This window comes from Acinetobacter sp. YH12152, from assembly GCF_013418285.1.
Classification (GTDB): Bacteria; Pseudomonadota; Gammaproteobacteria; order Pseudomonadales; family Moraxellaceae; genus Acinetobacter; species Acinetobacter amyesii.
Map to the genome: position 1 here is coordinate 1 of NZ_VPCH01000007.1, position 26,793 is coordinate 26,793.

A 26,793-nucleotide genomic window follows, 5' to 3' on the forward strand; every position below is an offset into this window, starting at 1 on the left:
AAAATATATATCGTTGGCAGAAGAAATTATTTAGACCAATTATCAAAAACTTCATTGATGACTTTATTCTCGATAAAAATCATCTGCTACCACAGAGAATCTATAAATGATAGTGCGTAAGTCCTATAAATAAAAAGTAAATGACCGGAATCCGCTATATCAGTGAAATTGCGACAGTCTTATCAATAAAATCGCTATTAAATATGTAAAAAACGCATTTTCTTGATAGATAAAATCTCGTTATGCTGTGCATTGTTATAATAGAAATTACTAGCTGTACGCCATGTATTTATATACTGATTTTGACCAGCAACTGGTTAATGAACGTGTTGCACAGTTCCGTGATCAAACGGAACGTTATTTAGCAGGTAAATTGACGGAAGATGAATACCGTCCACTGCGTCTTCAAAACGGCCTTTATGTACAACGTTATGCACCGATGCTACGTATTGCAGTACCTTATGGCCTGATGAATTCTAAACAATTACGTAAAATTGCGTCATTGGCTCAGGACTATGACCGTGGTTATGCGCACGTATCTACTCGTCAAAACATTCAGTTTAACTGGCCTGCACTAGAAAATGTGCCTGACATGTTACAAGAGCTCGCATCTGTTCAAATGCATGCGATTCAAACTTCGGGTAACTGTATTCGTAACACCACAACTGACCAATATGCAGGTGTAGTTGCAGGTGAAATTGCTGACCCACGTCCAACGTGTGAATTGATTCGTCAATGGTCAACTTTCCACCCAGAATTCGCTTTCTTGCCACGTAAGTTCAAAATTGCAGTTTCAGCACTGGAAGAAACTGATCGTGCGGCAACGTCTTTCCATGATATCGGTGTGTATATCGTGAAAAATGAAGCAGGCGAGATTGGCTATAAAATCAAAGTTGGTGGTGGTTTAGGCCGTACACCAGTGATTGGTAGTTTTATTCGTGACTTCTTGCCACGTGAAGATTTGATTGCTTATTTAGAAGCGGTACTTCGTGTATACAACTTACACGGTCGTCGTGATAACAAATATAAAGCGCGTATCAAAATTTTGGTGAAAGCATTAACACCAGAAGTATTTGCAGAGAAAGTGGAAGCTGAATTTGCACATACCATCAAAACATTAAAAATTGATGCTGATACCTTGGCGAAAATGGATGAGAACTTCACACCATTTGATTACCAAGATTATGCGGATGAAGATTTCGCAGAGCAATTTGCCGCAGAGCCGAAATTTAAACAATGGTTCAACATCAACACCAATGCACATAAAGTCAAAGGTTACCGCATCGTTACGATTTCTTTGAAACGTGTGGGTATTGCACCGGGCGATATGACTGTTGAAGAAATGAACCTGATTGCTGACTTGGCTGACAAATATACCTTTGGTGAGTTCCGTACCACACATGAGCAAAACATTGCGCTTGTAGATGTACCGCAAAAAGATTTGTTTGATCTTTGGAAAATCCTAGATCAACACAATCTTGCACGTGCACATATTGGCTTCTTAACCGACATTATTTGCTGCCCGGGCGGTGACTTCTGTTCATTGGCAAATGCGAAATCGATTCCAATTTCTGAAGCGATCTCTCGTCGTTTTGATGACTTAGACACCATTTACAATTTGGGTAAATTGGATCTGAACATCTCTGGCTGTATGAATGCGTGTGGTCACCATCATGTGGGTAACATCGGTATTTTGGGTGTAGACAAAAAGGGTGCTGAGTTTTATCAAATTACTTTGGGTGGTAATGCCGACCATGATGCATCGATTGGTGACATCTTAGGTCCATCATTTGCAGCTGAAGTTGTACCTGACATCATCGAAGAGATCTTAAATACTTATCTAGACCTTCGTGCTGAAGGCGAAGAGTTTATTGATACTTACCGCCGTGTTGGCATCCAACCATTTAAGGAGCGTGCATATGCTTAATACAGCACTACAAGTCCTCTCTAAAGATGGCTCGATTGCAGACAATACTTACCAAGTCATTGGTGAAGATGGTGTGTTGCCACAAGGTGACGTGGTTTTAACAGTTGAGCAGTTAGATCAACTTGCGAATGTGTCTGGTAAAAAAGCACTTTTCGTAACGGTGGATGCTTCACCTGAAACCAATGAATTCCCGCTTGACCAGTTAGATGCTATTTTCATCGAATTTGCCGGTTTTAACGATGGTCGAGGTTACTCATTTGCTGCATTGTTACGTCGCCAAGGTTTCCAAGGAGAACTACGTGCGACAGGTGATGTATTCAAAGACGTGTTGAACTACATGAAGCGTTCAGGTTTCGATACTTTTGTGGTGAAAGAAGGTAAAGATATAGCTGAAGCTGCTGCTGGCTTAGGTGATTTTACCAATTCATACCAAGCTTCAACTGCTGTGCCGCAAGCGCATTATCAAACAGGTGCTTAAGTGCCGTTATTGATAAAAAAAGCCTCCGTTTGGAGGCTTTTTTATTGATCGAAATACTTTTAATGAGTGATTATTCGTTTTCAAGCTGGCAATTGACCATCCATTTAATACCGAACTGATCGGTAAATGCGCCATAGAGTGCCCCCCAAAAGGTCTTTTCGAGAGGCATTTCTATAGAGCCACCTTTGGACAATGCATCAAACAGTCGTTTGGCTTCAGCTTGTTCACTACTGTCTAAATTAATCGAAATATAGTGATTGCTGCCTACGGTAAAGGGTTGATTGGTTTGTGCACAAAATTGTTCGTTGACATCAGAGGCCATCAGCACTGTAAATTCATTGATTGGCAAGGAAATATGCAGAATCTTTTGCTGATCTGCATCGGATAATGAAATGCCTTCCTCAGCAGGCATATCACCATAACGCATCACATTGAGGAATTCTCCACCAAATACAGAACGATAAAAATTAAAGGCTGCCTCGGTATTGCCTTGAAAATTCAAGTAGTGATTGAGCTGCATAAAGGTCATCCATTTTTATTATTTAGACATTTATTTTAAGAGCCTTTGCTGAGCTGTATGTGAATAATTTATGTCTAAAATGTAAGCATAAAAAAACCCTCTTACAGAGGGGTTTTCAGTCTCCCTCCTTTATTAAAGGAGGGGTTAGGGGAGGATTAAAGAATATTCCCTCTAAATCGTCCTTTGTGAAGGGAGTCAGCAGAGGATTAAAGCAATTCAATCGCCACAGCAGTCGCTTCACCACCACCGATACATAGTGCTGCAATACCACGCTTACCACCTGTACGTTTTAATGCATGGATCAGCGTTAAGATAATGCGTGAACCGGTAGAACCAACAGGATGTCCAAGCGCACAAGCACCACCATTGATATTTACTTTTTCAGCATCTAATTTAAATTCATCAATAGGGCACATCGTGACCATCGCAAAGGCTTCATTGATTTCCCATAAATCTACATCAGCAACATTCCAACCCGATTTATCTAGAACTTTTTGAATTGCGCCTACAGGTGCAATGGTAAACTCGGATGGATGCTGAGAATTTGATGCATAAGCCACAATTTTTGCGAGCGGATTTAAACCTTTTGCTGAAGCTTGATCTGCTGATGTTAAAACTAAAGCAGATGCGCCATCAGAAATAGAACTGGCATTGGCAGCGGTAATCGTTCCATCTTTAGCAAAAGCAGGGCGCAGCGTTGAAATTTTTTCGATATTAGCGTTAAAAGGCTGTTCGTCTTTATCGACAATCACATCGCCTTTACGACTCGAAACAGTGACAGGCACGATTTCGTCAGCAAAATAACCCTCAGTAATTGCAGTTTGTGCACGTTTAAGCGAGCGAATGGCGAAGTCATCCATTTGTTCACGTGTATAGCCTTTGGTATTTGCCATATCCTGCGCAAAAGACCCCATGAGTCGGCCTGTTTCTGCATCTTCTAGGCCATCTAAGAACATGTGATCTTTAACGTCACCGTGGCCCATACGGTAGCCAGCTCGTGCTTTGGTCAATACATACGGCGCATTGGTCATTGATTCCATACCACCTGCAACCACGACTTGAGCTGAACCTGCTTTAATCATATCTGCCGCTTGCATCACGGCCTTCATCCCCGAACCACACAGCTTGTTGATGGTTACGGCACCAGTTGAATCTGGAAGACCAGCCTGACGCATCGCTTGACGGGCAGGACCTTGTTTCAGACCAGCTGGAAGCACACAGCCCATAATGACTTCTTCAACATCTGTTGGTTGTAAACCCGCGCGTTCGATGGCTGCTTTAATTGTGACTGCGCCTAATTCAGGTGCAGTGACAGCGGCTAAACTCCCTTGAAAACCACCCATTGCTGTACGGGCACCATTCACGATGACGATATCAGTCATTACATATCTCCATTTTCTTATACATTAATTTTTGAATACGTCAGCAGTATAAGTAAAATTGAACAGGAATAAAGCAAATTTAAAAGGCTGCTTTGGACTCACCGGTTCTCAAATTAGCAACTGGTTGGGTTTTCAAATCGTAAATGTCCCATTCGACTTAAGACTGCTCGGATCGGTTGAAGTGTTGATTTCGAACAGTAGTAGAAACTACCATTTGAACCATTGGGTAAACCGGAGCTGGCCTGAAAGGTTAGGCTCGGAATGTGTAAAGTCCCACGCCAAGAGAGGTCCCCATATTTTAAGTTAAGTTTGTCTTGTAGTAATATTTTTTCATTTGCGTCGACTTGGCGGTTTTTATTACTGTCAATAAATATAATCAGACCACTGTTCCAGTTGTTAGGTTGGCAAAGTTTAAAGTCAAGACTAGGACAAATCACAATATTGGAATGATAAATAGTGGCATGAGCCCGTGCGAATGCATTGTGATTTTGAATAGTCGATTTGATGTTATTCGCTTCTCGCTGCGCCATTAAATTGTTGAAATGTGGTAAAGCTATCGTCACGATAATGACAATAATCGCAATTGAGACCAAAAGTTCAAATAAAGTAAAGCCAGTTTCTTTGTTGTAAGACATTGATTTAATCCAAAATTTAATATTATTTTTATATGTTTAGTGTTATATGTGTTTTTAATGGCGATATTAATTTTGAGTATAGAATTTTATTACTCAATTTTAGATAAAGCTGTTAAAATGAAAATAGCAAGTGACAATAGGCGATTCACTGCTCAAAATTGAGTAAAAATTTACCGAATTACAACGGAAATTGTAAGTAATTTTGTCAATAATTTACTTGATTAGATTAATCAAGCACTTGGAAAAAGAAAAAAGTGTTTGTATGATTCAGTGTGAATAGCTTAAAAAAAAAACTGGGGTATAAGAAAGCCTATCTCAGGATAGCCAATTTTTCGGCTTGAGCTTTAACAACAATTGTTATCTCTGGAGGATAAATCCATGAAAATGAGTCGTATTGCATTAGCAATGCTCGTAGCTGCTCCTTTAGCAGCTGCAAACGCAGGCGTAACTGTTACTCCATTAATGCTTGGTTACACTTTCCAAGATTCTCAACACAACAACAGCCGTGGTAACTTAACTGAAAGTCCTGAGCTACAAGATGACTTGTTTGTTGGTGCAGCACTTGGTGTTGAATTAACTCCATGGTTAGGTTTCGAAGCTGAATATAACCAAGTTAAAGGTGATGTAGACGTTGATTTCGGCGAATACAAACAAACTCAAATCAATGGTAACTTCTATGCTACTTCTGATTTGATCACTAAAAACTATGACAGCAAAGTTAAGCCATATGTATTGTTGGGTGCTGGTCACTACAAATACAAATTTGACGAAGCTGCTGCTCGTGGTTTAGCTCCATCTGCACAAGCTCGTGGTACTACTGAAGAAGGTACTTTGGGTAATGCTGGTTTAGGTGCTTTCTGGCGCTTAAACGATGCTTTATCTCTACGTACTGAAGCTCGTGCTACTTACAACATCGATGAAGATTTCTGGAACTACACAGCTTTAGCTGGTCTTAACGTAGTTCTTGGCGGTCACTTGAAACCTGCTGCTCCTGTAGTTGAAGTTGCTCCTGTAACTCCAGTTGCTCCAGTTGCTCCAGCTCCTCAAGAGTTGACTGAAGATCTTAACATGGAACTTCGTGTGTTCTTTGATACAAACAAATCAAACATCAAAGATCAATACAAACCTGAAATTGCTAAAGTAGCTGAAAAATTAGGCGAATACCCTAATGCTACAGCTAACATCGAAGGTCACACAGATAACACTGGTCCACGTGCTCTAAACGAACGTTTATCACTAGCCCGTGCTAACTCTGTTAAATCTTCACTTGTTAACGAATACAACGTTGACCCAGCTCGTTTATCTACTCAAGGTTTCGCGTGGGATCAACCGATCGCTGACAACAACACTAAAGAAGGCCGTGCTATGAACCGTCGCGTATTCGCTACGATTTCTGGTAGCCGTACTGTAGTGGCTCAACCTGGTCAAGCTCAATAATTTGAGTTTAACTTCGGTTAGAAAAAAGCGGCTCTTTTGAGTCGCTTTTTTTTATGTCAAAAAATTAAAAAAAGCATTCTTAAATAGGGAAAAGCTCTAATACAATTAAGGTGTTAACTTTTGAATAATCATTGGATGTAAATGGATAAATCTATTCAAAGGGGCAATAACGCATGTAAAAGTTCAAACTATTTGTATGTTAATTAATCATTTGTTTGCGTAAGAGCTTTAATTGAACATACACAGTTTGTGTTTTTATTTTTTATAAAAATAATTAAAAACAAATATTTACATTTGTGTTGTCGATAATTTATAAAAAATTAATATTTATATTTCTCATTAAAAAAATATAATCATCGGGATTCATGATGCAGTTAAGAATTATTCTAAATATTATAATCACTCTTATTCAAATAAAACTAATCTTGAAATGATGAATAATTTTGCAAAAACATACTTAGTACGTTCTATAACTATGGTGCTGCTCGGTGTTGGAGGGGCAACATCTGCGCTTGCAGCGGATACAACGGTACTTGAGACGATTGAGGTTGAGGTGCCTGCAGAAAAGCAACTTGCAAATGGTAAGTTGAAAGCGCAGACAGACCTTGGTGCTTTGGGAAATAAAAAAATTGTTGATACGCCATTTAGCGTTGCTGCATATAGTGAAAAATTAATTGAAGAACAGCAAGCGACCACCGTGGGTGAAGTGCTGAGAAATGATGCAAGTATCCGCATTACCACCAATCAAGGCCACTTGAATGAAAACTTTAACCTACGTGGTTTTGATGTTAATCATGATGATATTGCATTGAATGGTATGTATGGTATGGCACCTTATGGGCGTGTACCAACTGAATTTTTAGATTCGGTAACGGTTTTAAAAGGTCCGAATGCATTGGTTGCAGGTATGTCGCCTGCAGGTGGAGTGGGTGGTGTTGTCATTGCCAAAACTAAGCGTGCAGATAAAGAAAAAACTCAAGTTTCAGCTTCAATGGAAGAAGGTGGCTTTTATCAATCAGGCTTTGATGTTTCACGTCGTTTTGGTGTTGAAAAAGAGTTTGGCTTACGTGTGAATGGTGCTTATGGTCAAGGTGAGCACATCATAGAAGGCATGGATGATAAACATGCTTCAGGTGCAATTGCTGCTGATTATACAACAGATAAATTGAAACTGAATTTTGATGCGTATGCTGTACGTGATGACCGTAATGGTGGTTCGCCTGCGATGGTGGCATTTGGTGTCAAAGATGCTCGTGGCCATACCTATAATGGCGTGCTTGCTGCACCTAAAGGCGATACCAACTATTTTAAAAATTTGGAAGGCCATACTGATAGTGAGTTTGTAGGCTTAAGTGGTGAATATGCATTTACACCTGACTTAAATGTTTATGCAGGTGTAGGACATATTGAAAAGGCCTATAGTGGCCATATTTTTGGTACGCGTCTTGTCGTTGGCCAAGCAGATGGTCATGCCACATCTCAGTACTATCGTACGGGGTCATCAGAGTCGATTACATCAGCAAATACAGGTATTCAATATAAGTTTAATACGGGTGCTGTAAAACATGCTGTAAATGTTCGAGCTGATTATTTGACCAAAGAAACAGATCAGCATGTTGCGGCAACACAAGAGAAAATTAATTCAACTAATTTGTATGATCCTGATACGACTGTAGGGATGCCTTCTGCGTACCCAGTGGTTAAACCGAATTTAGATAATAAATATACTAGCTATACGGTATCTGATCAGATTTCAATGTTGGATGATAAGTTGCAATTTATTGTTGGTGCACGTTATCAAGATATCGACACAAAGAATTTACAGAAAAATACAGGCTATCAAGACGATAAAATATCCCCAAGCTTAGGTGTTGTGGTTAAACCATTTGGTGAGAATCTTTCTATTTATGCAAACTATGTTGAAGGTCTTTCTGAAGGTGTAACGGTGAATAATGTTGCAGATGCCAACAATAATGTCACCTTTGCGCCATTCCAAACCAAACAATATGAATTGGGTGCTAAATATCAAACAGGTAGTTGGTTAAATACATTTGCACTGTATCAAATTGAAAAACCATCGACGATGTCTTCTGATTATTCTGATGGAAATACAGGTAGTAGTGTCAACCAAATCACAACAGATGATGCAGAAACACGTTCACGTGGCGTCGAGTGGGTATTTTCTGGGGAGATTTATACTGGACTAAATCTGATGGGTAGCTTGGCTTATATTGACGCTGAATATACCAAAGCAGCGGTGAAAAGTGGCGTAACCAATCAAGGTAATACGGTGTATGGTATTCCTGACTTTACTGCTACACTCGGCTTGGATTATGCAGTGCCGTATGTGGATGGTTTGAATGTTAATGCGCGTGCAAACTACGTGAGTGAACAGTACTTAAATGAAACCAATACACTTAAACTGCCAGACTATACAATTTTAGATTTAGGTGCGCGTTATAAAACCAATTTGGGTGGTGTAAATACTACATTCTTAGCCAATGTTGATAACATGACTGATGAGCAATATTGGGAAGGTACATTCAACTCAGGTTATGCCTTAGTGGGTGGTCCACGTACCTATAAAGTTGGCGTGACTTTTGATTTCTAAGTTAGTTTAGTTTTTTTATATAAAAAGCCACCGTCAGGTGGCTTTTTTGCAAATGAATGATTTACGGAATATATTGCTTAACCACACCGTCATCGAGGAGTTGTTGGAAATGTTCAACCACACTTTGTTGAATATTTCGGTACTCAATGCCCAATTCTTTTTTACTTTTTTCAGCATTAAAGTAAATTGGGTAACCCATATTCAGTTCAACAAACTTTCGTGGGAAACCTGCAAGAGGGCCAAACAATTTAAATGCGGCTTTAGGCAACTGGTTGCGCGGGAAGGGGAATTTTGGACCAAAGTGCTGGCGCAGAATTTTGCCCATTTCCAGCAGGCTGAGCGTGCCGCCGCTGATAATATAACGGCCTTTTGCATTTGGGTTAAAGGCTGCTTGCAAGTGTGCATCCGCAACATCACGGACATCTACAATGCCATTCCACATCGGCGGTACACCTGCGAGGGTCATACCGTTAGCAAACTGCTCAAGCACTTCAACGCTGCCAGACTTGGTCATCGCAGTTAGTGAAGGGCCAAGAACCAGCGCTGGGTTGACACAAACCAGTTCCCAGCGGTTTTGTGCTTTTTGCATATCCCAAGCTTTGCGCTCCGCCATGACTTTTGAATATGGATAGGGCTGATGGGTTTCAGAGCTGGTGGTGTTCCAGTGAGACTCATCAAATTGGTTATTTGCTGTTTGCTTAATGTCGATCGCATCGCCATAAGTTGAAGCAATACTGGATGTCACCACCACGCGTTTTACAGATTCTGTTTGGTTGACGCTGTTTAATACATTTTCTGTGCCTATTACCGCAGGCTCAATAATATCTTTTACTGCATCTTTATAGTTGGTCACTACAAAAGGGGATGCCATATGGATCACAATTTCACAGCCTTGCATGGCTTCATCAAAGGCATGCGGTGTAAGTAAATTGGCTTCAAACAGTTTGAATGTGCCAGTACTTTGGTTTGCGATATTCTCTAAGTGAGCAAAGCTTTTTTTCTTATTCAGATCGCGTACGGTGGCGTGAACTGTATGTCCTTGTTCAAGCAGATTTTTAATGACCCAGCTGGCAATATAGCCTGTGGCGCCTGTAACGAGTATCGGTGTTGTCTTGGTATTCATGTTCTTCAACTTTAATTGACGCATTTTTTATCATATTGAGAATATTTAGTTTTGTCTTTGATTAATTTGAAAAAATATATTTTTATTATTGAGTTTAATGTGCTCTAAATTCAGCAGAAATCTCATGAGAGCGCTACAAAAGTGATTTTTTATTGATCTTAAAAATGCTCAGATGGGATGAGTGTTGGATAGATGCATATTCTTATGATTATGGGCGCAAAATCTCATAAATAAATGGACAAAGAGTCATATCTAACTTGTGAGCTTTAATTTAAAGCCTAGATCTTAGGTCTAGGCTTCCTGTTCTAACTAAACTTTTATTTCATATAAATCATTATTTTATGCTGATATGAAAAGCCCTATCATCACAGATTGGGCTTTTTTGTTGATTCTTCATCTTCCACGGTTTTTTTAATGAAATCTAATGCTATAGCAACCAAAAATGTACAGATTAAATAAGAATAGATGTCCACGTGGTTATTGATTTGCAGATAGACAAATAAAAGGATTGGGGCGTCATTGATGGTCAAATTCACGTACAATATCAACTAATTTGCAGGTAGATATCCTGCCTTATCAGATGATTCTGTTCTCCCGTTGAATATTGGCATACATATGGCGCAAGCAAAGAAATCTTTTCCGCAGCAAAAGTCGGAATTACATGCACGAAATCTGCACCGTAGTCGTTACGATTTTCCTCAGTTAATCAAGAGCTGTAAGGAACTTGCACCTTTTGTCAGCCCAAATAAATATAACGATTTATCGGTAGATTTTTCTGATCCGCACGCTGTGAAAATGTTGAATAAAGCATTGCTCAAGCATTTTTATGGCATTCAATATTGGGATATTCCTCAAGATTATCTTTGTCCGCCTATTCCGGGGCGAGCGGACTATATTCACTATTTGGCTGACTTGTTGAGTGCCAACAACAAAGGGCAGATTCCAACAGGACACAACGTTCAAGTCTTAGATATTGGGGTGGGCGCGAACTGTATTTATCCGATTATTGGTCATCGCAGCTATGGCTGGAAATTTGTAGGCTCAGACATACATGCTGCATCGGTTAAAAGTGCTCAATTTATTGTGGAGGCCAACCCGAATCTGCGTAAAGGCATTCAGATTCGATTGCAGAAAGTAGCGAGCAATATTTTCAATGGTGTGATTAAACCTTCAGATCGTTTTGATTTGACCATGTGTAATCCGCCATTTCATGCCTCACAAGATGAAGCCAACACGACCGCAACGCAAAAATTAAGAAAACTAGGCAAGCCAGTTGATAGGACTAAGGTGGTGTTAAATTTTGGCGGTCAAAAAAACGAACTCTGGTGTGATGGCGGCGAAGAACGATTTGTCTGCCAAATGGTGCAAGAGAGTATTCATTTTGCTGAGCAATGCCTTTGGTTTAGTACACTAGTTTCCAAGAAAACAACATTGCCAGTGCTTTTAAAGGCCTTAGCGAAGAGCGGCGCAGTGGATGTGAAAACCATTAAAATGACGCAGGGACAAAAAGAAAGCCGTTTTGTCGCTTGGACTTTTTTAGATTCAAAGCAGCAGCAAGCGTGGAAGAATGCACGTTGGACTTCAGCTTAAGCCTGTCTTATTTGGAAATGTTCACCTTGCTCTTGACTGCAATGCATAGGGTATCGATATAAAGTTTCCCATATCGATAAGCACCATGTGTTGAATCAATCAGGAGATATTTTTGCTAAACAAGACGCATTGTTAATTGTTACAAAAAACAGCATCCAGCGATTTTTGATTATTTCGTGTTCTAAATGCATTGAATATTCTGCAAGGGCTTCTTTTATATGTGAAAAATGCGCTGAATTGAACTGAAAATGCGTATGCTTATCATTTAAATTTTATATAAATCATAAACTTACAAAAATTATATTTTGCATTCATTTTGAAACTTGTCCATAATATTTGAAAAGGGTATGGAGTGAAGAAAATGCGTGGCAATCCAGAAGTCGTAGACTACTTAAATATGCTGATCGGTGGCGAACTGGCTGCTCGTGATCAATACTTAATTCATTCCCGTATGTATGAAGATTGGGGCCTGAGCAAAATCTTTGAACGTATCGATCATGAAAGCCAAGAAGAAGGCTCACATGCAGATGCATTGATTCGTCGCGTATTGTTCCTTGAAGGAACACCGAATATGAATCGTGATGATATTGAAGTCGGTACAGACGTTGTGACCTGTTTAAAAGCAGATTTGGCGCTTGAATATCATGTGCGTGAGAAACTTGCACAAGGCGTAAAATTGTGTGAAGAAAAGGGTGACTATGTGACCCGTGATATGCTCCGTCAGCAAATGTCAGATACTGAAGAAGATCATACCTACTGGCTTGAAAAGCAAATGCGTTTGATCGAACTTATTGGTCTACCAAACTATATTCAGTCTCAAATGTAATTAATAAAATATAAAAAACCCAGCTTCTGCTGGGTTTTTTATTGGACCATGAAAACTATTGTTGTAGTTTTTTAATATCTGCCAAGACCTTCGTCGCGTGTGTCTGTGCATTCACGCTGGTGTAGTGATACACAATAATGCCTTTCGGATCAATCAGAAAGGTTTCACGTTTGGCAACTTTCAAAATCCCTAAGTTTCGTACAATACCTAGCTGAGTCGCCAGCTTATGCTGTTGGTCGGCAAGAATTGGAAAGGGAAGTCCGAGTGCTTTAGAGAACTTTTGATGTGATGCAACATCATCTAAGCTTGCACCCAAAACAACCGCATTACTTTTTAAAAATTGTGGATATAGGGTTTTAAATTGATTGGCTTCTTCTGTACAACCGGGTGAGTTGTCTTTGGGATAAAAGTACAGAACGAGCCATTTCCCTTGATATTGCTTCAGTTCGTGCCATTTTCCATTTTGATCTTGCAATTTAAAGTTGGGTGCGGGTGTGCCTACCCATTGTTTTTGTTTGTTTTGACTGGTGCTGAGTATTGATGTTTCGGCAACTGTGATTTGGGTAGTTGCTATTAAAGCATATGTCATGAAACAGATTTTAAGGAATGAAGAAACTTTCATAGAGCATCAGTTTATATTGTTCTTTATCTGATCTTAGCAAATTTTAAAGCGATGTAGGCAGTCAGATTTTATATCTATTGAAATTGATTCCAAATGTATTTTGCAAATCGGTTGATGTGCTGAAATGCCACTATCAAACTTACTTTGAACTTTTATACTATTTGGAATCGGTTAATTTTAGAGTTTGCATTGAATCAACATATTTTACTTATTACTGGCTGGGGCGGCGGTCGTAAATTACTTACTCCTTTACAGCAGGCATTGATCACACAAGGTTATCAGGTCGAATTATGGAATATTTTTGATGCCTTAAATCTAGAAGTGCTCGAACAGAAAGTTGAATTGGCGCAGCAATTTGATGTGATTATTGGCTGGTCACTTGGTGGTCAATTGGCGACGATTTTGGTAGATGAAATTCAAAAAAAATATCAACAACAAAAAGTGCTGATCACACTTGGCTCAAATCCAAGTTTTGTGGCTCATGAAAAGTGGTCTGCTGCGATGGATCAAGCGACTTTTCAAAGCTTCAAACAATCTTTCGAGCAGGATGCAATTTCGACCCTAAAAAAGTTTGGTTATATGGTTTGTCAGGGTACTTATAGCACCAAGCAAGATTTCATCATCTTGCAAAGTTTGATTCAAGCGCAAAATTTAGATGTGCTTCGAGCAGGATTAAACTGTTTGGAGAAGCTTAATAATGTCAGTATCTTGAAAAACTACACAGGTCATCAATACCATATTTTTGCTAAGCAAGATTATTTGGTTAGTTACAAAGTTGAACGCTTACTGCGTAATTTAGCTGTAAAGTTTTTGGAGACAGAATTGGTTTCTGGCTCACATGGCTTTCCATTGTTTCAATCTGAGGTCATAAGTTGCAAAATCTGCCAATATTTAAAGAAAATAGAACAAATCTCTGACTAGCTGGGCTTTATGGCAATTTATTTTTCCTTGCCGTGGGTTTAACATCTTGCCACATTGATGTTTTAGCCTGATACATGGAGTGAGGGATGGCCAATTTAACCGATCTACAATTTGATCAGCAGCATATTTGGCATCCCTATACATCCATGACTCAGCCCCTTCCAACGTTTAAAGTGAAACGTGCGCAAGGGGTGATGATTGAGCTTGAAGATGGTCGTCAATTGATTGATGGTATGTCTTCATGGTGGTGTGCGATTCATGGTTATAACCATCCCGAGCTAAATCAGGCTGTGATCGATCAACTGCAACAGATGTCTCATATCATGTTTGGTGGATTGACGCATGATCCCGCGATTCAATTGGCTAAATTACTGTTAAAAATCACCCCGCCCAGTTTAGATAAAATCTTCTTTGCCGATTCAGGTTCGGTTGCTGTCGAAGTAGCCTTGAAAATGGCAGTGCAGTATTGGGCGTCTTTGCATCAACCGAATAAAACCAATTTTGTCACTCCACGTTCTGGCTATCATGGCGACACTTGGAATGCGATGTCTGTGTGTGATCCCGTGACAGGGATGCATCAAATTTTTGGCCCAAGTTTGCCAAATCGAATTTTTGTTCCTGCGCCGCAAATTGGCTTTGACCAAGCGTGGAATTCAGCGGATATTGCTGAACTAGAAAAGACTCTGATTGAACAGCATGAAAATATTGCGGGATTGATTCTTGAGCCGATTGTACAAGGCGCAGGAGGTATGCGTTTCTATCATCCTGAATATTTGCGTCAAGCTAAATTACTCTGCAAGCAATACAATATCTTGCTGATCTTTGATGAGATTGCGACTGGCTTTGGGCGAACAGGAAAACTCTTTGCTTGGGAATGGGCTGCAGTCGAGCCAGATATTATGTGTATTGGTAAAGGGCTGACAGGCGGTTATATGACCTTGTCTGCAACCCTGACTACGCAGAAAGTCGCAAATACGATTAGCCAAGGCGAAGCCGGCGTGTTTATGCATGGCCCAACCTTTATGGCAAATCCTTTGGCTTGCGCTGTGGCTGTAAAAAGTACCGAACTGCTGCTTTCTCAAGATTGGCAAGCCAATATTCGACGTATCGAAACTCAATTGAAGTTTCATTTACTAGCACTTTCATCGCTTGAACATGTCAAAGATGTGCGAATACTTGGTGCTATTGGTGTGGTGGAATTGACCTTCAATGTAGATATGAAAATGCTACAACAGGAGTTTGTCCGTCGTGGCATTTGGATTCGTCCATTCGGTAAGCTAGTTTATGTGATGCCGCCATATATTATTTCTGAGCATGAATTAAAAATTTTGCTAGAACAAATGGTTGAGGTGGTGAAAAACATGGAGCAGCCAGCATGAATCTGCTCAACCATTTTTCAGATCAACTTGATCAACTAAAACAGCAAGGCAACTTACGTCAGTTCACTTCAAATCATCAGCACGATCGTTACATTAGTATTCACGATCACAACATGTTGAATTTAGCGTCAAATGACTATTTAGGTTTGGCTTCAAACCAACATCTACGTGAACAATTTTTTGATGAAACCCCGAACGCACAGCGTTGGATGAGTTCATCCTCTTCGCGGTTGCTGACGGGGAATTTTCCAGAATATGAGCAACTTGAATCAACATTAAGTGATGCCTTTCATGGCCGATCAGCACTGTTATTTAACAGCGGCTATCACATGAATATCGGGATTTTACCTGCACTGGCAGACAGTAAAACCTTGATATTGGCGGATAAGCTGATTCATGCCAGTATGATTGATGGCATCCGCTTATCAACTGCGAAATATGTGCGCTATCGCCATAATGATTTGGCACATTTATCTCAGCTTTTATGCAGATATCATGAAAATGAGGCTTTTGAGCGGATCATTGTAGTGACTGAATCGATTTTCAGTATGGATGGTGATGAAACAGATTTAGCTGAACTGGTACGGATCAAAAGGCAATTTAGCAAAGTCATGCTGTATGTCGATGAAGCGCATGCCATTGGTGTGCGCGGTGAGCGAGGTTTAGGTTGTGCTGAACAATATCAAGTGATGGATGATATTGATCTTTTAGTCGGGACATTTGGTAAAGCACTGGCTTCAATAGGGGGGTATCTCATCTGTCATTCGATTATTCGTGACTATTTGATTAACTCGATGCGACCGTTGATTTTTAGTACCGCACAGCCCCCGATCTGTATGGCGTGGACAGATTTTATCTTCAAGAATGTTTTAAATTTAAAAGCAGAGCGTCAATATTTACAGCAAATCAGTCAAAGTTTGCAGCGAGCTGTGCAAGACAAAGGTTTTGATTGTCCATCTACATCACATATTGTGCCCGTCATTATTGGCGAGTCGAATAAAACTGTAGCAAAGGCTCAAGCTTTGCAAGCAGCAGGTTTTTATATCATGCCTGTACGTCCACCCACTGTGCCGCAGCATAGTTCGCGCTTACGCATCTCTTTGACTTCCAACATTGGTCAAGAAGAGCTGCATACATTAATCAAGCAACTAATGGCAGAGTAAGATGCTGGATAAATCTCAAATTAAGCAGCGCTTTTCTAAAGCTGTGTTGACCTATGATCAGCAGGCTGTGGTTCAAAAAAGAATCTGCACAGAGCTGGCAGGACTGATGGATCAGTATGTCGGGAAAAAACATTGGCATCAGGCTTTGGAAATTGGTTGCGGTACAGGAATGTTCACGCAGGAAGTGTTAAAGCATTGTTCAATTGATACTTTATATTTGAATGACTTGTCTGAAAATATCGTCACTTTGCAAGATGCTACCTTTTTGCAAAAGACCCATACCCATCTGCTGATGGGTGATATTGAAAAGCAGGCGCTTCCGCAAAACTTAGACTTGGTTATTTCAAGTTCTGCTTTGCAGTGGATGTCCGATTTACCGCAGTTGTTTAGCAAAATATATGAAGCTTTAAAGCCACAAGGATATTTTGTATTCAGCAGTTTTGGTACGGAAAATTTGCGTGAAATGAAGCAACTGACGGGCTGCGGTTTGGATTATTTTGAAATTCATCTGCTGCAACGGTTTTTGATGGATTGTGGTTTTGAATTTGTCATGATGAAGCAAGAGGTACAGCAATTGTATTTTGAGCATCCCCGCGATGTGCTTCAGCATATTAAGGCAACGGGAGTGACTGCAACGGCACAACATCGCTGGACAAAAAGCACTTTGCAACAGTTTTATCTGGATTATGCACAGTTTGTACATGCTCCTGATTCAGAGGATTTTCAGTATCCGCTGACCTATCATCCCATCCAATGTATTGTAAGGAAAAAATAAGTGGCTCAAATTTACTTTATCAGTGGAATAGACACAGGCATCGGTAAAACTTATGCGACGGGTTATTTAGCGAAATTGTGGAATGAGCAGGGCCAAAAAACTATTACCCAAAAGTTGATCCAAACGGGCAATGTCGATATTTCTGAGGATATAGAACAACATCGTCAAATTATGGGTACGAGGTTGTTGGTCGAAGATGAAACCAAACTTACGATGCCTGAAATATTTAGTTATCCTGCGTCGCCACATCTCGCCACCAAACTCGATGGACGTGACATTGATTTTGCTAAAATTGAATACGCGACAAAACGTTTAACTGAAAAATATGACAACGTTTTACTCGAAGGTGCGGGAGGGTTGATGGTGCCATTGACTACGGACCTTTTAACCATCGACTATGTTGTAGAGAAGCAATATCCCGTTATTTTGGTGACTTCGGGGCGTTTGGGCAGCATTAACCATACGATTTTAAGTTTGGAAGCACTAAAAAGTCGTGGCTTGGCGCTTTATGCACTGGCTTATAATTTAAATGATGAATCGCAAGATGTATTGATTTCTAAAGATACTGCTGAATATTTAAAAGCATATTTAGCCAAACACTTTCCAGAGGCGTTATGGATTGATGTTCCAGTGATTCCGTCAGTGTTGATTCCGTCAGTATAAAGAAACAAAAAACCGCTCAAATGAGCGGTTTTTTTATACTTAAGAAATTAAAATTTCTTAAAGCCTTTGTTGTTTCCGCTAAATGCGCGACTTGGCACAGAGTCATTACGACGCTCACGATTGCCAAAATTGTCGTTACGACGTTCACGGTTACCGAAGTTTTCACTGTTGCGATCATTACGGTTATTGTTGAACCCTTCGTTGCGACGCTCTGAACGGTTAAATCCATTGCCTTGGAAAACACCTTCAGTACGACCAGTACGACGTTCGCCACGGTTGTCTTGATAACCATTGCTTTGTTGTGGCTGGTTTTCGTCACTGTCACGACGTTGTTGGCGTAAGTAACCACCACGACGTGCTGCCATTGGTTTATCTTGCATACGTTCAGTACGACGTTTCGCCATACCAAACAGGCCAGTACCTTGACGTGGTTTAAGCTCAACGGACTTGGTTAAGTTGTCGATATCTTGTTTATCTAGCTCGATCCAGCGACCAGTACGTAGTTCGCGTGGCAGAATTACTGAACCATAACGTGTACGTAAAAGACGGCTCACTTTTAAGCCTTGAGATTCGAAAATACGACGAACTTCGCGGTTACGACCTTCTTTTACGACCACTTGATACCAACGGTTAATACCGTCACCACCAATTTCAGAGAATGACTCAAATTTTGCAGGGCCATCATCTAAAACAACGCCTTGTAACATGTTGTTTTTTAACTGAGGAGTGACTTCACCCATGACACGAACGGCATATTCACGTTCGATTTCGCTAGAAGGGTGCATTAAACGGTTCGCCAGTTCACCATCATTTGTGAACAGCAATAGACCTGTAGAGTTGATATCTAGACGACCTACCATTACCCAGCGATCACCGGTAATTTGAGGTAATTGTTCAAATACCGTTGGACGGTTTTCAGGGTCATTGCGTGAACAAATTTCGCCTTCTGGTTTATAGTAAATCAACACACGGCGACGAATTTCGTCTTCAATTTGGAACTGAACTTTACGACCATCGATGCGAAGCTCATCACCCGGTTCAATACGTTCACCCACTTGGGCAACTTGCCCATTTACGCTCACACGACCAGCGGCAATGACTTCTTCCATATAACGGCGAGAACCCAAACCAACGCGTGCGAGCACCTTTTGCAATTTTTCACTCATGACAGCATAACCTTAGAAATTATCATCAACAGTTCACCTATTTATGACTTCGGTGCATTCGCATCGAGGGCCATAAAAGCTTCCTTGGCATCCTGCAGGGGAGGCAATTGGCCCAAAGAGGTTAGACCAAAAGCATTTAAAAATTGAGGCGTTGTAACTAACAACGCGGGTCGTCCTGGGAGTTCACGAAAACCAGATTCTTTAATCCAGTTCCAGTCAAATAACGTACGTAAAATTTGACTATTGTTGGTCACCCCACGGATTTGCTCAATATCTGCGCGGGTTACCGGTTGATGGTAAGCAATGACAGAAAGAGTTTCGAGCAAGGATGGCGATAAACGAGTTGGTCGTTCAGGCCAGGTCTGTGCAATAATATTACGATATTTTGCACGTACTTGAAAACGGAAACCTTGAGCGGTTTCAACAAGTTCAATTGATCTGCCGTGTTGCAGCATTGAAAGTTGCTGCAAATATTGGCGTAATTCAGTTTTACTGAAACGGTCTTGGAAAGCCTCTTTTAAACGGGCAATACTCACTGCCGCTTCACTGGCAAAAATAATGGCTTCAAGCTGCATCAAAATTTCATGCAGATTATCTTCTGAAGTCACCGCAGTCATTTGTTTAAGTTCAGTGTTCATGCACGTGCTCCCTGAATTGCAAGCGGTGCTTCTACACCTGATGCGACAATTTGAACTTTTTGTTGGCGTGTCAGTTCCAACACGGCCATAAATGTCACGACAACACCCATGCGGCCTTGGCTTGGTTTGAGTAAGTCCGCAAAGTCTAATACTTCACCTGACTCAAGCTTAGTTTCAATATAAGCAATACGTTCTTCGAGTAAGACAGGCTCTTGCAAAATTTGGTGGGTAACTGGTTCTGGTCGATTAAAAACACAGAGTATGGCATCACGAAGTAATTGAATGTCATAGCCATCATTGGTTTCGACAATCGTTCCTAAACTGACATTGGTATCGAAAGTATCTCGATCCAATACCGACATTTGACCTAATCTTTCCGCAGCTTGTTTAATGCGCAAATAGGTTTCTAAACGGTCAATCAATTCTTGTTTAGGATCTTGTTCATGTGCTGCGGTCGATTTAGGTTTTGGCAATAATAGACGCGATTTTAAATCGGCCAATAGGGCTGCCATCACCATATAGTCTGCGGTTAATTCAATATCTAGAGATTTCATTGCATCCATATAGGACAAATATTGGGATGCAATCGGGGCAATATCGACTTGTAATAAGTCGAAGCCATTTTTTTGAATCAGGTAAATCAGAAAGTCGAGTGGTCCTTCGAAATGCTCTAATAGAATTTCAAATGCAGCGGGTGGAATGTACAAATCTTCTGGAATAGCTTCTTGCCACTCATCCAAAACACGAATGTGTGGAGCATCTTCCATAGAATTATGGACAGTTTGGTTCATTGCAATTATAGGCCACGCGAATTTTCAAAGGCATGCAGACAGCTTTCGCTTCGATCTCACATCGAAAGTAAAAGCACAAAAGTTATAGGGAATAGTGTAATGGAAAAATGCGTTTAAAGAAATTACTGAACGGTTGAATTGGGTAAAAAACTTAAAATTTATAGGGAATAGGCTTTATTTATACACATGTAAAATTTTAAAGTTGTGATATCGATCACATCTTGTGTTAATTGTAAAAAATACACTCATCAATCCATGAACTCATTTAAGCTGTGATATCTGGGTGATGGGCGTCCAGCATGAAATGACTAAAAGAATATTAGCTATGCCACAACAATATAATCAATGGGGTCAGGCCGTAGGGATGACGTTGGCGCAGTTTGAACCTTGCCAGTTCAGATGTAAAACCGAAATGGGGCAATCTGTTCGGCTTATTCCAATGCTGCCAGATCAGCTTGATGATAGTCTTTTACAGCGGCTATGGCAGACAGTACAACAAGAACCTGATGAACGCTGTTGGACGTATTTGCCTTATTCTCAAATTCAAAGCATGCAGCAATTGCGTGATTATTTTCAGCAATCCTTTCATTTTACCGGTTCGATGCATTATGTCATTGAGGTAGGTGATGCCATTGTAGGGTGGATTGGATTGCTCAATGTACGCCCAGCACATGCTGTCATCGAAATTGGCAATGTCTTTTTTTCAAGTTTAATGAAGCGATCAACCGCCGCAACAGAAACCATTTATCTATTGTTAAAAGCATGCTTTTCAGCGGGATATAGACGGGTGGAGTGGAAGTGTGATGACTTGAACACGCCTTCGAAAAACGCTGCTTTGCGTTTTGGCTTTCAATTTGAAGGGTTGTTTCGTCAACATGTGATTGTGAAAGGTCGTAACCGTGATACCGCTTGGTTTGCGATGTTAGATCAGGATTGGCCAATGTTGTCTCAAGCTTATGCAGCTTGGCTCAATACAAATAATTTTGATGAGCAAGGGCAACAAAAAATTCATTTAAAAGAATTTATGCAGCTTTATCGCGCTTGAGCAAAAGCCAACTATCAATACTTTGAGCCTGTTAGTCATATGTTTTTTCAAGTGCAAATTCGATGATGTGCTGGCACTGCGCTTGCGAGCAGAGATTTTGACTTGATCGGTGTTTAAATAGTGATTTGACCGTTGATGCATGCAGAAAGTAAGAAAAAGCCTGCGGCTGTGTTGTCGCTGTTGGTAAAATTAAATTTTTATCTATTGCCCTTAGTTGAGCCGTGGATTCTAAAGTCCAAGGCTCAGTGGCATAAATGGCGAGATGATTGAGACGGTTTTGCTCGGAGACATTGAGGTCTGTCGCATTTTGGAGCTTGAGTAAAATCTGAAATAAAGTCATCAGGTCGATTCCTTTATCGAAAGGTAATTTAACCGCGCTTTGAGCAGATGACCTTTACATGCTGTGCCTCTAATCGACAGCATGTGTTTAACAGGACATGTTATTCAAATGCACTGACATCACCGACACCACGGCGAATCACTTCTGGGTATTCACCTGCAAGGTTTACAACGCTAGTGGTATTTAAAGTACCTAAACCACCATCTATTAATACATCTATTCGTTTGCCGATTTGCAGTTCAATTTCGTAAGGATCATCAATCGGTTCTTTTTGGCCCGGTAAAATTAAGGTCGATGTTAATAAAGGTTCACCGAGTTCTTTGAGTAACAATTGGCAAATCGGGTTGCTCGGAATACGCAGTCCAATGGTTTTCTTTTTAGGATGCATTAAACGGCGAGGAACTTCACTGGTCGCAGGCAAAATAAAGGTAGTGACCGCAGGGGTGTTATTTTTCAATAAACGATACATGGCATTGTCGACTTTGGCATACGTGGCAATGTCAGATAAATCTGCACAAATAATCGCATATTGATGTTTAGCATCGAGCTGACGAATTTGGGCAATGCGTTCCATGGCATTTTTGTTCCCAATCTGGCAACCGATGGCATAGGCGGCATCTGTGGGATAAACCACCACATCGCCGGCACGAATCCGTTCAACGGCTTGCGTAATTAAACGGGGTTGAGGATTTTCCGGATGTATTCTTAAATGCAACATGTCGTTTTCCTCTTATTATTAAAAGCTCTAGACATTATGTCGCGGTCTATTTGCTTTGTGCAATGTGAAATGCAGTCAAATTGTATAATTTAATCAAGCATTTCACGTTGAAATTCATTCGCCTGTAACATTTTGCCAGCACGTGTACAGTGACAAATGCATTGGATAAAGCGCCAAGCATCGCGTGGAAGTTTGGCATCGCCCTTAAAATAAGCCTGTAATTGTGCGTAGACATTATCTTTAAAGCTACTGCCATCTCCTCCTTCACCAGTGAGGTTATCAAGTGAGACACGAAACTTGCGCCCAAAGGCTTTTGCAAATAACCATTCGATCGCTTGCGGCTTAATTTCTACCTGTTCAAAGAGGGCTTGTTGCTCTTTACTACGACCATCAGGTGCATACCAATAGCCTAAATCGGGAAGTAAACGACGTTGATCACCAGCAATAGTCCAATGACTAATTTCATGCAAGGCGCTATTGAAATAACCATGAGCAAATTGAATACGGGCAGGGCCGTTTGAATCAGCAGGAAAGTATTCGGGCTCAAAGTCACCTTTCACTAAGCTCACATTCAGGTGGGAAAACCAATGATTAAAGTGTAAGATGAGCCATGCGACGTGTTCTGTTTCTGTGGAAAGTTTCTCCCAAGCCGAGAGTTGCACTTGGTCGGTTGAAATGTCAGAATCAAGCGTTGAAATTGTGCTCATAAGTGATGAAACATTCACTTCTGTTTGCGGCTGCAACAGATGCATAACTTAAGTTACCCAAATGGTCTGTCTAAATAAGTACAAAATTGTATCTTAATCTTTGACAGAGTACTGATGAATTTGTAGAATTGCCGCCTTAATTATGTCAGCAAATACCTTTCCGGCACAGATTGAGCCGTTTAAATGGGCTGAACAGGGCTTTAAATGGTCAGGAACACTGCCATTATCTCGCTTTGTTCGTATTGCTCGTGAAGCTGTTGGATCAATTGATGATCAATTGATTAACATAGACTGTAAGCTATCAATGGATGCTTATCATCGCATTGTATGGCTGGATGGTCATGTTGAAACAAATGTTTCAATGGAATGCCAGCGTTGTCTGGATACTGTTGAGATCCCACTTGTTTTAAGTTTTCATCTAGCTCTTGTAGATGACGAGTCACTGATAGAGCGCTTGGATGAGGATGCTGATTTCATCGTTTTAGGTGAAAGTGAAGCAACAACCAAAGGTTCATATGATGCACCTGCGACTGCTGATTTACTCTCACTGATAGAGGATGAATTGTTATTGTTGATGCCTTTGTCACCTAAGCACGACGCTTGTGAACATAAGCATCAACCTGCCGCTGAAGAGCTTGTTGAAGAAAAACGGGATAACCCGTTTGATGTTTTGGCAGGTTTGAAGGGTAAACTTAACTAATTTTTGTGTTATACTCTTGAGTATAAGACAATCGAATTTGTTCTGATCCATTTTTTCGATCTTTGTAAGGAGCCATCATGGCCGTTCAGCAAAACCGTAAAAGTCGCTCTCGCCGTGACATGCGCCGTTCACATGACGCTTTAACCGAGAATGCATTAACTGTAGACCAAGCTACTGGCGAGACTCACCGTCGTCACCACGTATCTAAAGATGGTATCTACCGTGGTCGTCAATTATTCGCTAAAGCATCTGCTGAATAATTGGTGATGTATTAAGCGTCAAGCTTAGTAGAAAAAATGGGAGCGTTAAGCTCCCTTTTTTTGTACCGATTTTTTGTTGCATTTGGCAATTACCAAGACAAAAATTAAGTGTTAAATTTCCGTCCCTGAAACAAGCTTACATGGGATTGTGTTGAATAAATGTCCAAATAGCATAAATTCACCAGTCTTGATAAAGGATTTTTTTATGTCTGCTAAACAACTCGAGCAAGCAGCTCAAGCTACTAAAACTGCATTCGTGTTCCCGGGTCAAGGGTCACAGAAAGTCGGCATGCTCGCTGAACTTGCAGAACAGTTTAGTAGTGTGCAAGCAACATTTGCAGAAGCATCAGAAGTAGTTGGCTTTGATCTTTGGCAAATTGCGCAAAGTGGTGAAGGGTTAAACCAAACAGAATTTACTCAACCTGTACTACTGACTGCCAGTATTGCTTTATGGCGTGTGTGGTTAGAGTTAGGTGGTGTTGCACCGAAATACCTTGCAGGTCACTCATTAGGTGAATACAGCGCCTTGGTTGCTGCGGGAGCGATGAGCCTAGGTGATGCCGTTAAACTGGTGAACCTACGTGGTCAGTTAATGCAAAGTGCTGTACCTGAAGGTCAAGGTGCAATGGCGGCAATTTTGGGTCTAGATGATGCCAAAGTCATTGAACTTTGTGCTCAAGCAGAAGGCCAAGGTTCAGTAGATGCTGCAAACTACAATGCACAAGGTCAAGTTGTCATTGCGGGCGATAAAGCCATGGTTGAAGCGGTTATGGCTGCTGCTAAAGAAAATGGCGGTAAGGCAATCGCACTTCCGGTTTCTGTGCCATCGCATTGTGCATTGATGAAACCTGCTGCTGAACAGTTTGCGACAGCATTGGAACAAACTGCCATTGAGCTGCCTACTATACCTGTAATACAAAATGTAGGCGCTGAAATCGCGACTGATGTAGCGCAATTACGTCAGGCGTTAACTGCACAGTTATACCAATCTGTACAGTGGACAAAGACCATGCAGTATTTGCAAGACCAAGGTATTCAGTACATTGCTGAATGTGGTCCGGGTAATGTCCTTGCGAATCTCGCAAAACGTTTGCCAAATATTGAAAAAGCATTCCCACTCGACACGAAAGGTCGTATGGAAGATGCACTGAATGCCATTTTAGTGGCAGAAGGGAAAATTGCATGACACAAGAACGCAAAGTTGCTTTAGTAACAGGTGCGAGCCGAGGGATTGGAGCAGCAATTGCTCAGCAATTGATTCAAGACGGTTATTTTGTTGTAGGTACTGCAACTTCAGAAGCGGGTGCAGAAAAATTATCTGCAGCTTTTGCTGAAAATGGTGCGGGTAAAGTTTTAGATGTACGTGATGCAACTGCAATTGATGCATTGGTATCAGACATTGAGCAAAACTTTGGTTCTGTATTGGTTTTAGTGAACAATGCGGGTATTACCAAAGATAATTTGTTACTTCGTATGTCAGAAGATGATTGGGATGACATTCTCAACATTCATTTGAAAGCCGTTTATCGACTTTCTAAACGTGTTTTAAAGGGTATGACCAAAGCACGTTTTGGCCGAATTATTAATATTAGTTCTGTGGTTGCACATTTTGCTAACCCAGGACAAGCAAACTATTCTGCTGCAAAAGCAGGGATTGAGGCCTTTGGTCGCAGCCTTGCAAAAGAGATGGGAAGCCGCCAAATCACTGTAAATGCAGTGGCTCCGGGCTTTATTGCAACAGAAATGACAGAACAGTTAAGCGAAGAAATTCGTAAAAAGATGAGTGATCAAGTGGCTTTAAACCGTTTAGGTGAGCCGCAAGATATCGCAAATGCCGTAAGTTTTCTTGCTTCTGAAAAGGCAAGTTACATAACCGGAACTGTAATACATGTAAATGGTGGTTTATACATGAGCTAAGCGCTCAAGTATAAACTTTCAAAACGATTTAGATTCAATTAAACTAACGGCATTAAAAACGCCACAAGCAATGAGGAGAATTCCTGTGAGCGATATCGAACAACGCGTAAAACAAGCAGTAGCTGAACAACTTGGTCTTAAAGCAGACGAGATCAAAAATGAAGCTTCTTTCATGGATGACTTAGGTGCAGACTCTCTAGACCTAGTTGAATTAGTTATGTCTTTCGAAAACGATTTCGACATCACTATTCCTGATGAAGATTCAAACGAAATCACTACTGTACAATCTGCAATTGACTACGTTTCTAAGAAACTAGGTTAATTTTAGATTTCAGCGATGCTGATTTAAAAAGCCACCATTCGGTGGCTTTTTTTATGCTGAATATTTTGTTTTTACATTAGCTTACGTTTCTGTCACCAACAACAACTCAAAAGCGGTTATTTTTTAGCTATAAAAAT

At 40.6% G+C, this 26,793-nt stretch carries 28 protein-coding genes and 1 pseudogene; 18 read left to right on the forward strand and 11 right to left on the reverse strand.

Going from position 1 to position 26,793, the window contains the following annotated elements:
* From FTU83_RS03765 to FTU83_RS03775, 3 genes and pseudogenes are all read left to right on the forward strand, one after another.
* A pseudogene (locus tag FTU83_RS03765) lies at nucleotides 1–110 on the forward strand (IS701 family transposase); the annotation flags it as partial.
* Between the two features lie 173 nt (nucleotides 111–283).
* Nucleotides 284–1,927 (forward strand): nitrite/sulfite reductase, encoded by a 1,644-nt coding sequence (locus FTU83_RS03770; protein ID WP_180105690.1) that lies wholly within the window; start codon nucleotides 284–286, stop codon nucleotides 1,925–1,927.
* Nucleotides 1,920–2,405 (forward strand): DUF934 domain-containing protein, encoded by a 486-nt coding sequence (locus FTU83_RS03775; protein WP_180105691.1) that lies wholly within the window; start codon nucleotides 1,920–1,922, stop codon nucleotides 2,403–2,405. The genes FTU83_RS03770 and FTU83_RS03775 overlap by 8 nt, the downstream gene beginning before the upstream one ends.
* Before the next feature lie 70 nt (nucleotides 2,406–2,475).
* On the opposite strand, the gene FTU83_RS03780 is transcribed toward FTU83_RS03775, so the two are convergent.
* The 3 genes from FTU83_RS03780 to FTU83_RS03790 all read right to left on the reverse strand — a co-directional run bounded on the left by FTU83_RS03780 (nucleotide 2,476) and on the right by FTU83_RS03790 (nucleotide 4,942).
* Entirely contained in the window at nucleotides 2,476–2,925 is a 450-nt protein-coding gene (locus FTU83_RS03780) for a VOC family protein (RefSeq protein ID WP_180105692.1), read from the reverse strand.
* Between the two features lie 206 nt (nucleotides 2,926–3,131).
* On the reverse strand, nucleotides 3,132–4,307 hold the full coding sequence (locus FTU83_RS03785) for a thiolase family protein (RefSeq protein ID WP_180105693.1): 1,176 nt from the start codon (nucleotides 4,305–4,307) through the stop codon (nucleotides 3,132–3,134).
* 113 nt (nucleotides 4,308–4,420) lie between these two features.
* Entirely contained in the window at nucleotides 4,421–4,942 is a 522-nt protein-coding gene (locus FTU83_RS03790; protein WP_168379539.1) for a GspH/FimT family protein, read from the reverse strand.
* Between the two features lie 378 nt (nucleotides 4,943–5,320).
* On the opposite strand from FTU83_RS03790, the gene omp38 reads away from it, so the two are divergent.
* Both omp38 and FTU83_RS03800 read left to right on the forward strand, forming a co-directional pair.
* Nucleotides 5,321–6,379: an outer membrane protein Omp38 gene (gene omp38, locus FTU83_RS03795; protein WP_180077451.1), complete on the forward strand. Its 1,059-nt coding sequence runs from the start codon at nucleotides 5,321–5,323 to the stop codon at nucleotides 6,377–6,379.
* A gap of 433 nt (nucleotides 6,380–6,812) precedes the next feature.
* Nucleotides 6,813–8,990 (forward strand): TonB-dependent siderophore receptor, encoded by a 2,178-nt coding sequence (locus FTU83_RS03800; RefSeq protein ID WP_180105728.1) that lies wholly within the window; start codon nucleotides 6,813–6,815, stop codon nucleotides 8,988–8,990.
* A gap of 61 nt (nucleotides 8,991–9,051) precedes the next feature.
* Here FTU83_RS03800 and FTU83_RS03805 read toward each other — a convergent pair whose 3' ends face one another.
* Nucleotides 9,052–10,113: an SDR family oxidoreductase gene (locus tag FTU83_RS03805; RefSeq protein ID WP_373684055.1), complete on the reverse strand. Its 1,062-nt coding sequence runs from the start codon at nucleotides 10,111–10,113 to the stop codon at nucleotides 9,052–9,054.
* 615 nt (nucleotides 10,114–10,728) lie between these two features.
* Between FTU83_RS03805 and rlmF the strand changes: the two genes are divergently transcribed.
* Nucleotides 10,729–11,703, forward strand: coding sequence for a 23S rRNA (adenine(1618)-N(6))-methyltransferase RlmF (gene rlmF / locus FTU83_RS03810; protein WP_180105694.1), 975 nt, complete (start codon nucleotides 10,729–10,731; stop codon nucleotides 11,701–11,703).
* A 361-nt stretch (nucleotides 11,704–12,064) separates the two neighbouring features.
* Nucleotides 12,065–12,529 (forward strand): bacterioferritin, encoded by a 465-nt coding sequence (bfr, locus tag FTU83_RS03815; protein WP_067762676.1) that lies wholly within the window; start codon nucleotides 12,065–12,067, stop codon nucleotides 12,527–12,529.
* A gap of 55 nt (nucleotides 12,530–12,584) precedes the next feature.
* Here bfr and FTU83_RS03820 read toward each other — a convergent pair whose 3' ends face one another.
* Nucleotides 12,585–13,118 carry a peroxiredoxin gene (locus FTU83_RS03820; RefSeq protein WP_257222520.1) on the reverse strand — a complete coding sequence of 178 codons (534 nt, stop codon included), beginning with the start codon at nucleotides 13,116–13,118 and terminating at the stop codon, nucleotides 12,585–12,587.
* A 222-nt stretch (nucleotides 13,119–13,340) separates the two neighbouring features.
* Here FTU83_RS03820 and FTU83_RS03825 point away from each other — a divergent pair, with 222 nt between their 5' ends.
* The 5 genes from FTU83_RS03825 to bioD all read left to right on the forward strand — a co-directional run bounded on the left by FTU83_RS03825 (nucleotide 13,341) and on the right by bioD (nucleotide 18,052).
* Nucleotides 13,341–14,072: a YqiA/YcfP family alpha/beta fold hydrolase gene (locus tag FTU83_RS03825; protein WP_180105696.1), complete on the forward strand. Its 732-nt coding sequence runs from the start codon at nucleotides 13,341–13,343 to the stop codon at nucleotides 14,070–14,072.
* Nucleotides 14,073–14,158: 86 nt separating this feature from the next.
* Nucleotides 14,159–15,451 carry an adenosylmethionine--8-amino-7-oxononanoate transaminase gene (gene bioA / locus FTU83_RS03830; RefSeq protein WP_180055261.1) on the forward strand — a complete coding sequence of 431 codons (1,293 nt, stop codon included), beginning with the start codon at nucleotides 14,159–14,161 and terminating at the stop codon, nucleotides 15,449–15,451.
* Nucleotides 15,448–16,614: an 8-amino-7-oxononanoate synthase gene (locus FTU83_RS03835; protein ID WP_180105697.1), complete on the forward strand. Its 1,167-nt coding sequence runs from the start codon at nucleotides 15,448–15,450 to the stop codon at nucleotides 16,612–16,614. Before bioA ends, FTU83_RS03835 begins: the two co-directional genes overlap by 4 nt.
* A 1-nt stretch (nucleotide 16,615) precedes the next feature.
* Nucleotides 16,616–17,389, forward strand: a complete 774-nt coding sequence (gene bioC / locus FTU83_RS03840; RefSeq protein ID WP_180005440.1) for a malonyl-ACP O-methyltransferase BioC — start codon at nucleotides 16,616–16,618, stop codon at nucleotides 17,387–17,389.
* Nucleotides 17,390–18,052, forward strand: coding sequence for a dethiobiotin synthase (gene bioD, locus FTU83_RS03845; protein WP_180005439.1), 663 nt, complete (start codon nucleotides 17,390–17,392; stop codon nucleotides 18,050–18,052).
* Between the two features lie 47 nt (nucleotides 18,053–18,099).
* Here bioD and rluB read toward each other — a convergent pair whose 3' ends face one another.
* The 3 genes from rluB to FTU83_RS03860 are packed head-to-tail and all read right to left on the reverse strand — an operon-like array spanning nucleotide 18,100 to nucleotide 20,647.
* Nucleotides 18,100–19,218, reverse strand: coding sequence for a 23S rRNA pseudouridine(2605) synthase RluB (gene rluB / locus FTU83_RS03850; RefSeq protein WP_180005438.1), 1,119 nt, complete (start codon nucleotides 19,216–19,218; stop codon nucleotides 18,100–18,102).
* A gap of 41 nt (nucleotides 19,219–19,259) precedes the next feature.
* Nucleotides 19,260–19,856 (reverse strand): SMC-Scp complex subunit ScpB, encoded by a 597-nt coding sequence (gene scpB / locus FTU83_RS03855; RefSeq protein ID WP_168379583.1) that lies wholly within the window; start codon nucleotides 19,854–19,856, stop codon nucleotides 19,260–19,262.
* Nucleotides 19,853–20,647 carry a ScpA family protein gene (locus FTU83_RS03860; protein ID WP_078190062.1) on the reverse strand — a complete coding sequence of 265 codons (795 nt, stop codon included), beginning with the start codon at nucleotides 20,645–20,647 and terminating at the stop codon, nucleotides 19,853–19,855. Before FTU83_RS03860 ends, scpB begins: the two co-directional genes overlap by 4 nt.
* A gap of 325 nt (nucleotides 20,648–20,972) precedes the next feature.
* Here FTU83_RS03860 and FTU83_RS03865 point away from each other — a divergent pair, with 325 nt between their 5' ends.
* A complete protein-coding gene (locus FTU83_RS03865; RefSeq protein WP_180005436.1) occupies nucleotides 20,973–21,692 on the forward strand; it encodes a GNAT family N-acetyltransferase in 720 nt (239 codons plus the stop codon).
* A gap of 31 nt (nucleotides 21,693–21,723) precedes the next feature.
* Here FTU83_RS03865 and FTU83_RS03870 read toward each other — a convergent pair whose 3' ends face one another.
* From FTU83_RS03870 to FTU83_RS03880, 3 genes are all read right to left on the reverse strand, one after another.
* Complete coding sequence (locus FTU83_RS03870) at nucleotides 21,724–22,032, reverse strand: hypothetical protein (protein ID WP_180105698.1); 309 nt, start codon at nucleotides 22,030–22,032, stop codon at nucleotides 21,724–21,726.
* A 100-nt stretch (nucleotides 22,033–22,132) separates the two neighbouring features.
* Nucleotides 22,133–22,750 carry an L-threonylcarbamoyladenylate synthase gene (locus tag FTU83_RS03875; RefSeq protein ID WP_078190059.1) on the reverse strand — a complete coding sequence of 206 codons (618 nt, stop codon included), beginning with the start codon at nucleotides 22,748–22,750 and terminating at the stop codon, nucleotides 22,133–22,135.
* Nucleotides 22,751–22,839: 89 nt separating this feature from the next.
* Entirely contained in the window at nucleotides 22,840–23,502 is a 663-nt protein-coding gene (locus FTU83_RS03880) for an elongation factor P hydroxylase (protein ID WP_180055291.1), read from the reverse strand.
* Between the two features lie 97 nt (nucleotides 23,503–23,599).
* Here FTU83_RS03880 and FTU83_RS03885 point away from each other — a divergent pair, with 97 nt between their 5' ends.
* The 5 genes from FTU83_RS03885 (at nucleotide 23,600) to acpP (ending at nucleotide 26,656) form a co-directional block, all read left to right on the forward strand.
* Nucleotides 23,600–24,157 (forward strand): DUF177 domain-containing protein, encoded by a 558-nt coding sequence (locus FTU83_RS03885; protein ID WP_180105699.1) that lies wholly within the window; start codon nucleotides 23,600–23,602, stop codon nucleotides 24,155–24,157.
* 77 nt (nucleotides 24,158–24,234) lie between these two features.
* Nucleotides 24,235–24,417, forward strand: coding sequence for a 50S ribosomal protein L32 (gene rpmF / locus FTU83_RS03890; RefSeq protein WP_004279227.1), 183 nt, complete (start codon nucleotides 24,235–24,237; stop codon nucleotides 24,415–24,417).
* Between the two features lie 205 nt (nucleotides 24,418–24,622).
* On the forward strand, nucleotides 24,623–25,603 hold the full coding sequence (gene fabD, locus FTU83_RS03895; RefSeq protein ID WP_180008195.1) for an ACP S-malonyltransferase: 981 nt from the start codon (nucleotides 24,623–24,625) through the stop codon (nucleotides 25,601–25,603).
* The gene (gene fabG / locus FTU83_RS03900) at nucleotides 25,600–26,334 is read left to right on the forward strand and encodes a 3-oxoacyl-ACP reductase FabG (protein ID WP_180105700.1); all 735 of its coding nucleotides are present in this window, start codon (nucleotides 25,600–25,602) and stop codon (nucleotides 26,332–26,334) included. The genes fabD and fabG overlap by 4 nt, the downstream gene beginning before the upstream one ends.
* Before the next feature lie 85 nt (nucleotides 26,335–26,419).
* Complete coding sequence (gene acpP / locus FTU83_RS03905) at nucleotides 26,420–26,656, forward strand: acyl carrier protein (protein ID WP_078190054.1); 237 nt, start codon at nucleotides 26,420–26,422, stop codon at nucleotides 26,654–26,656.
* The last annotated feature ends 137 nt before the right edge of the window (nucleotides 26,657–26,793 follow it).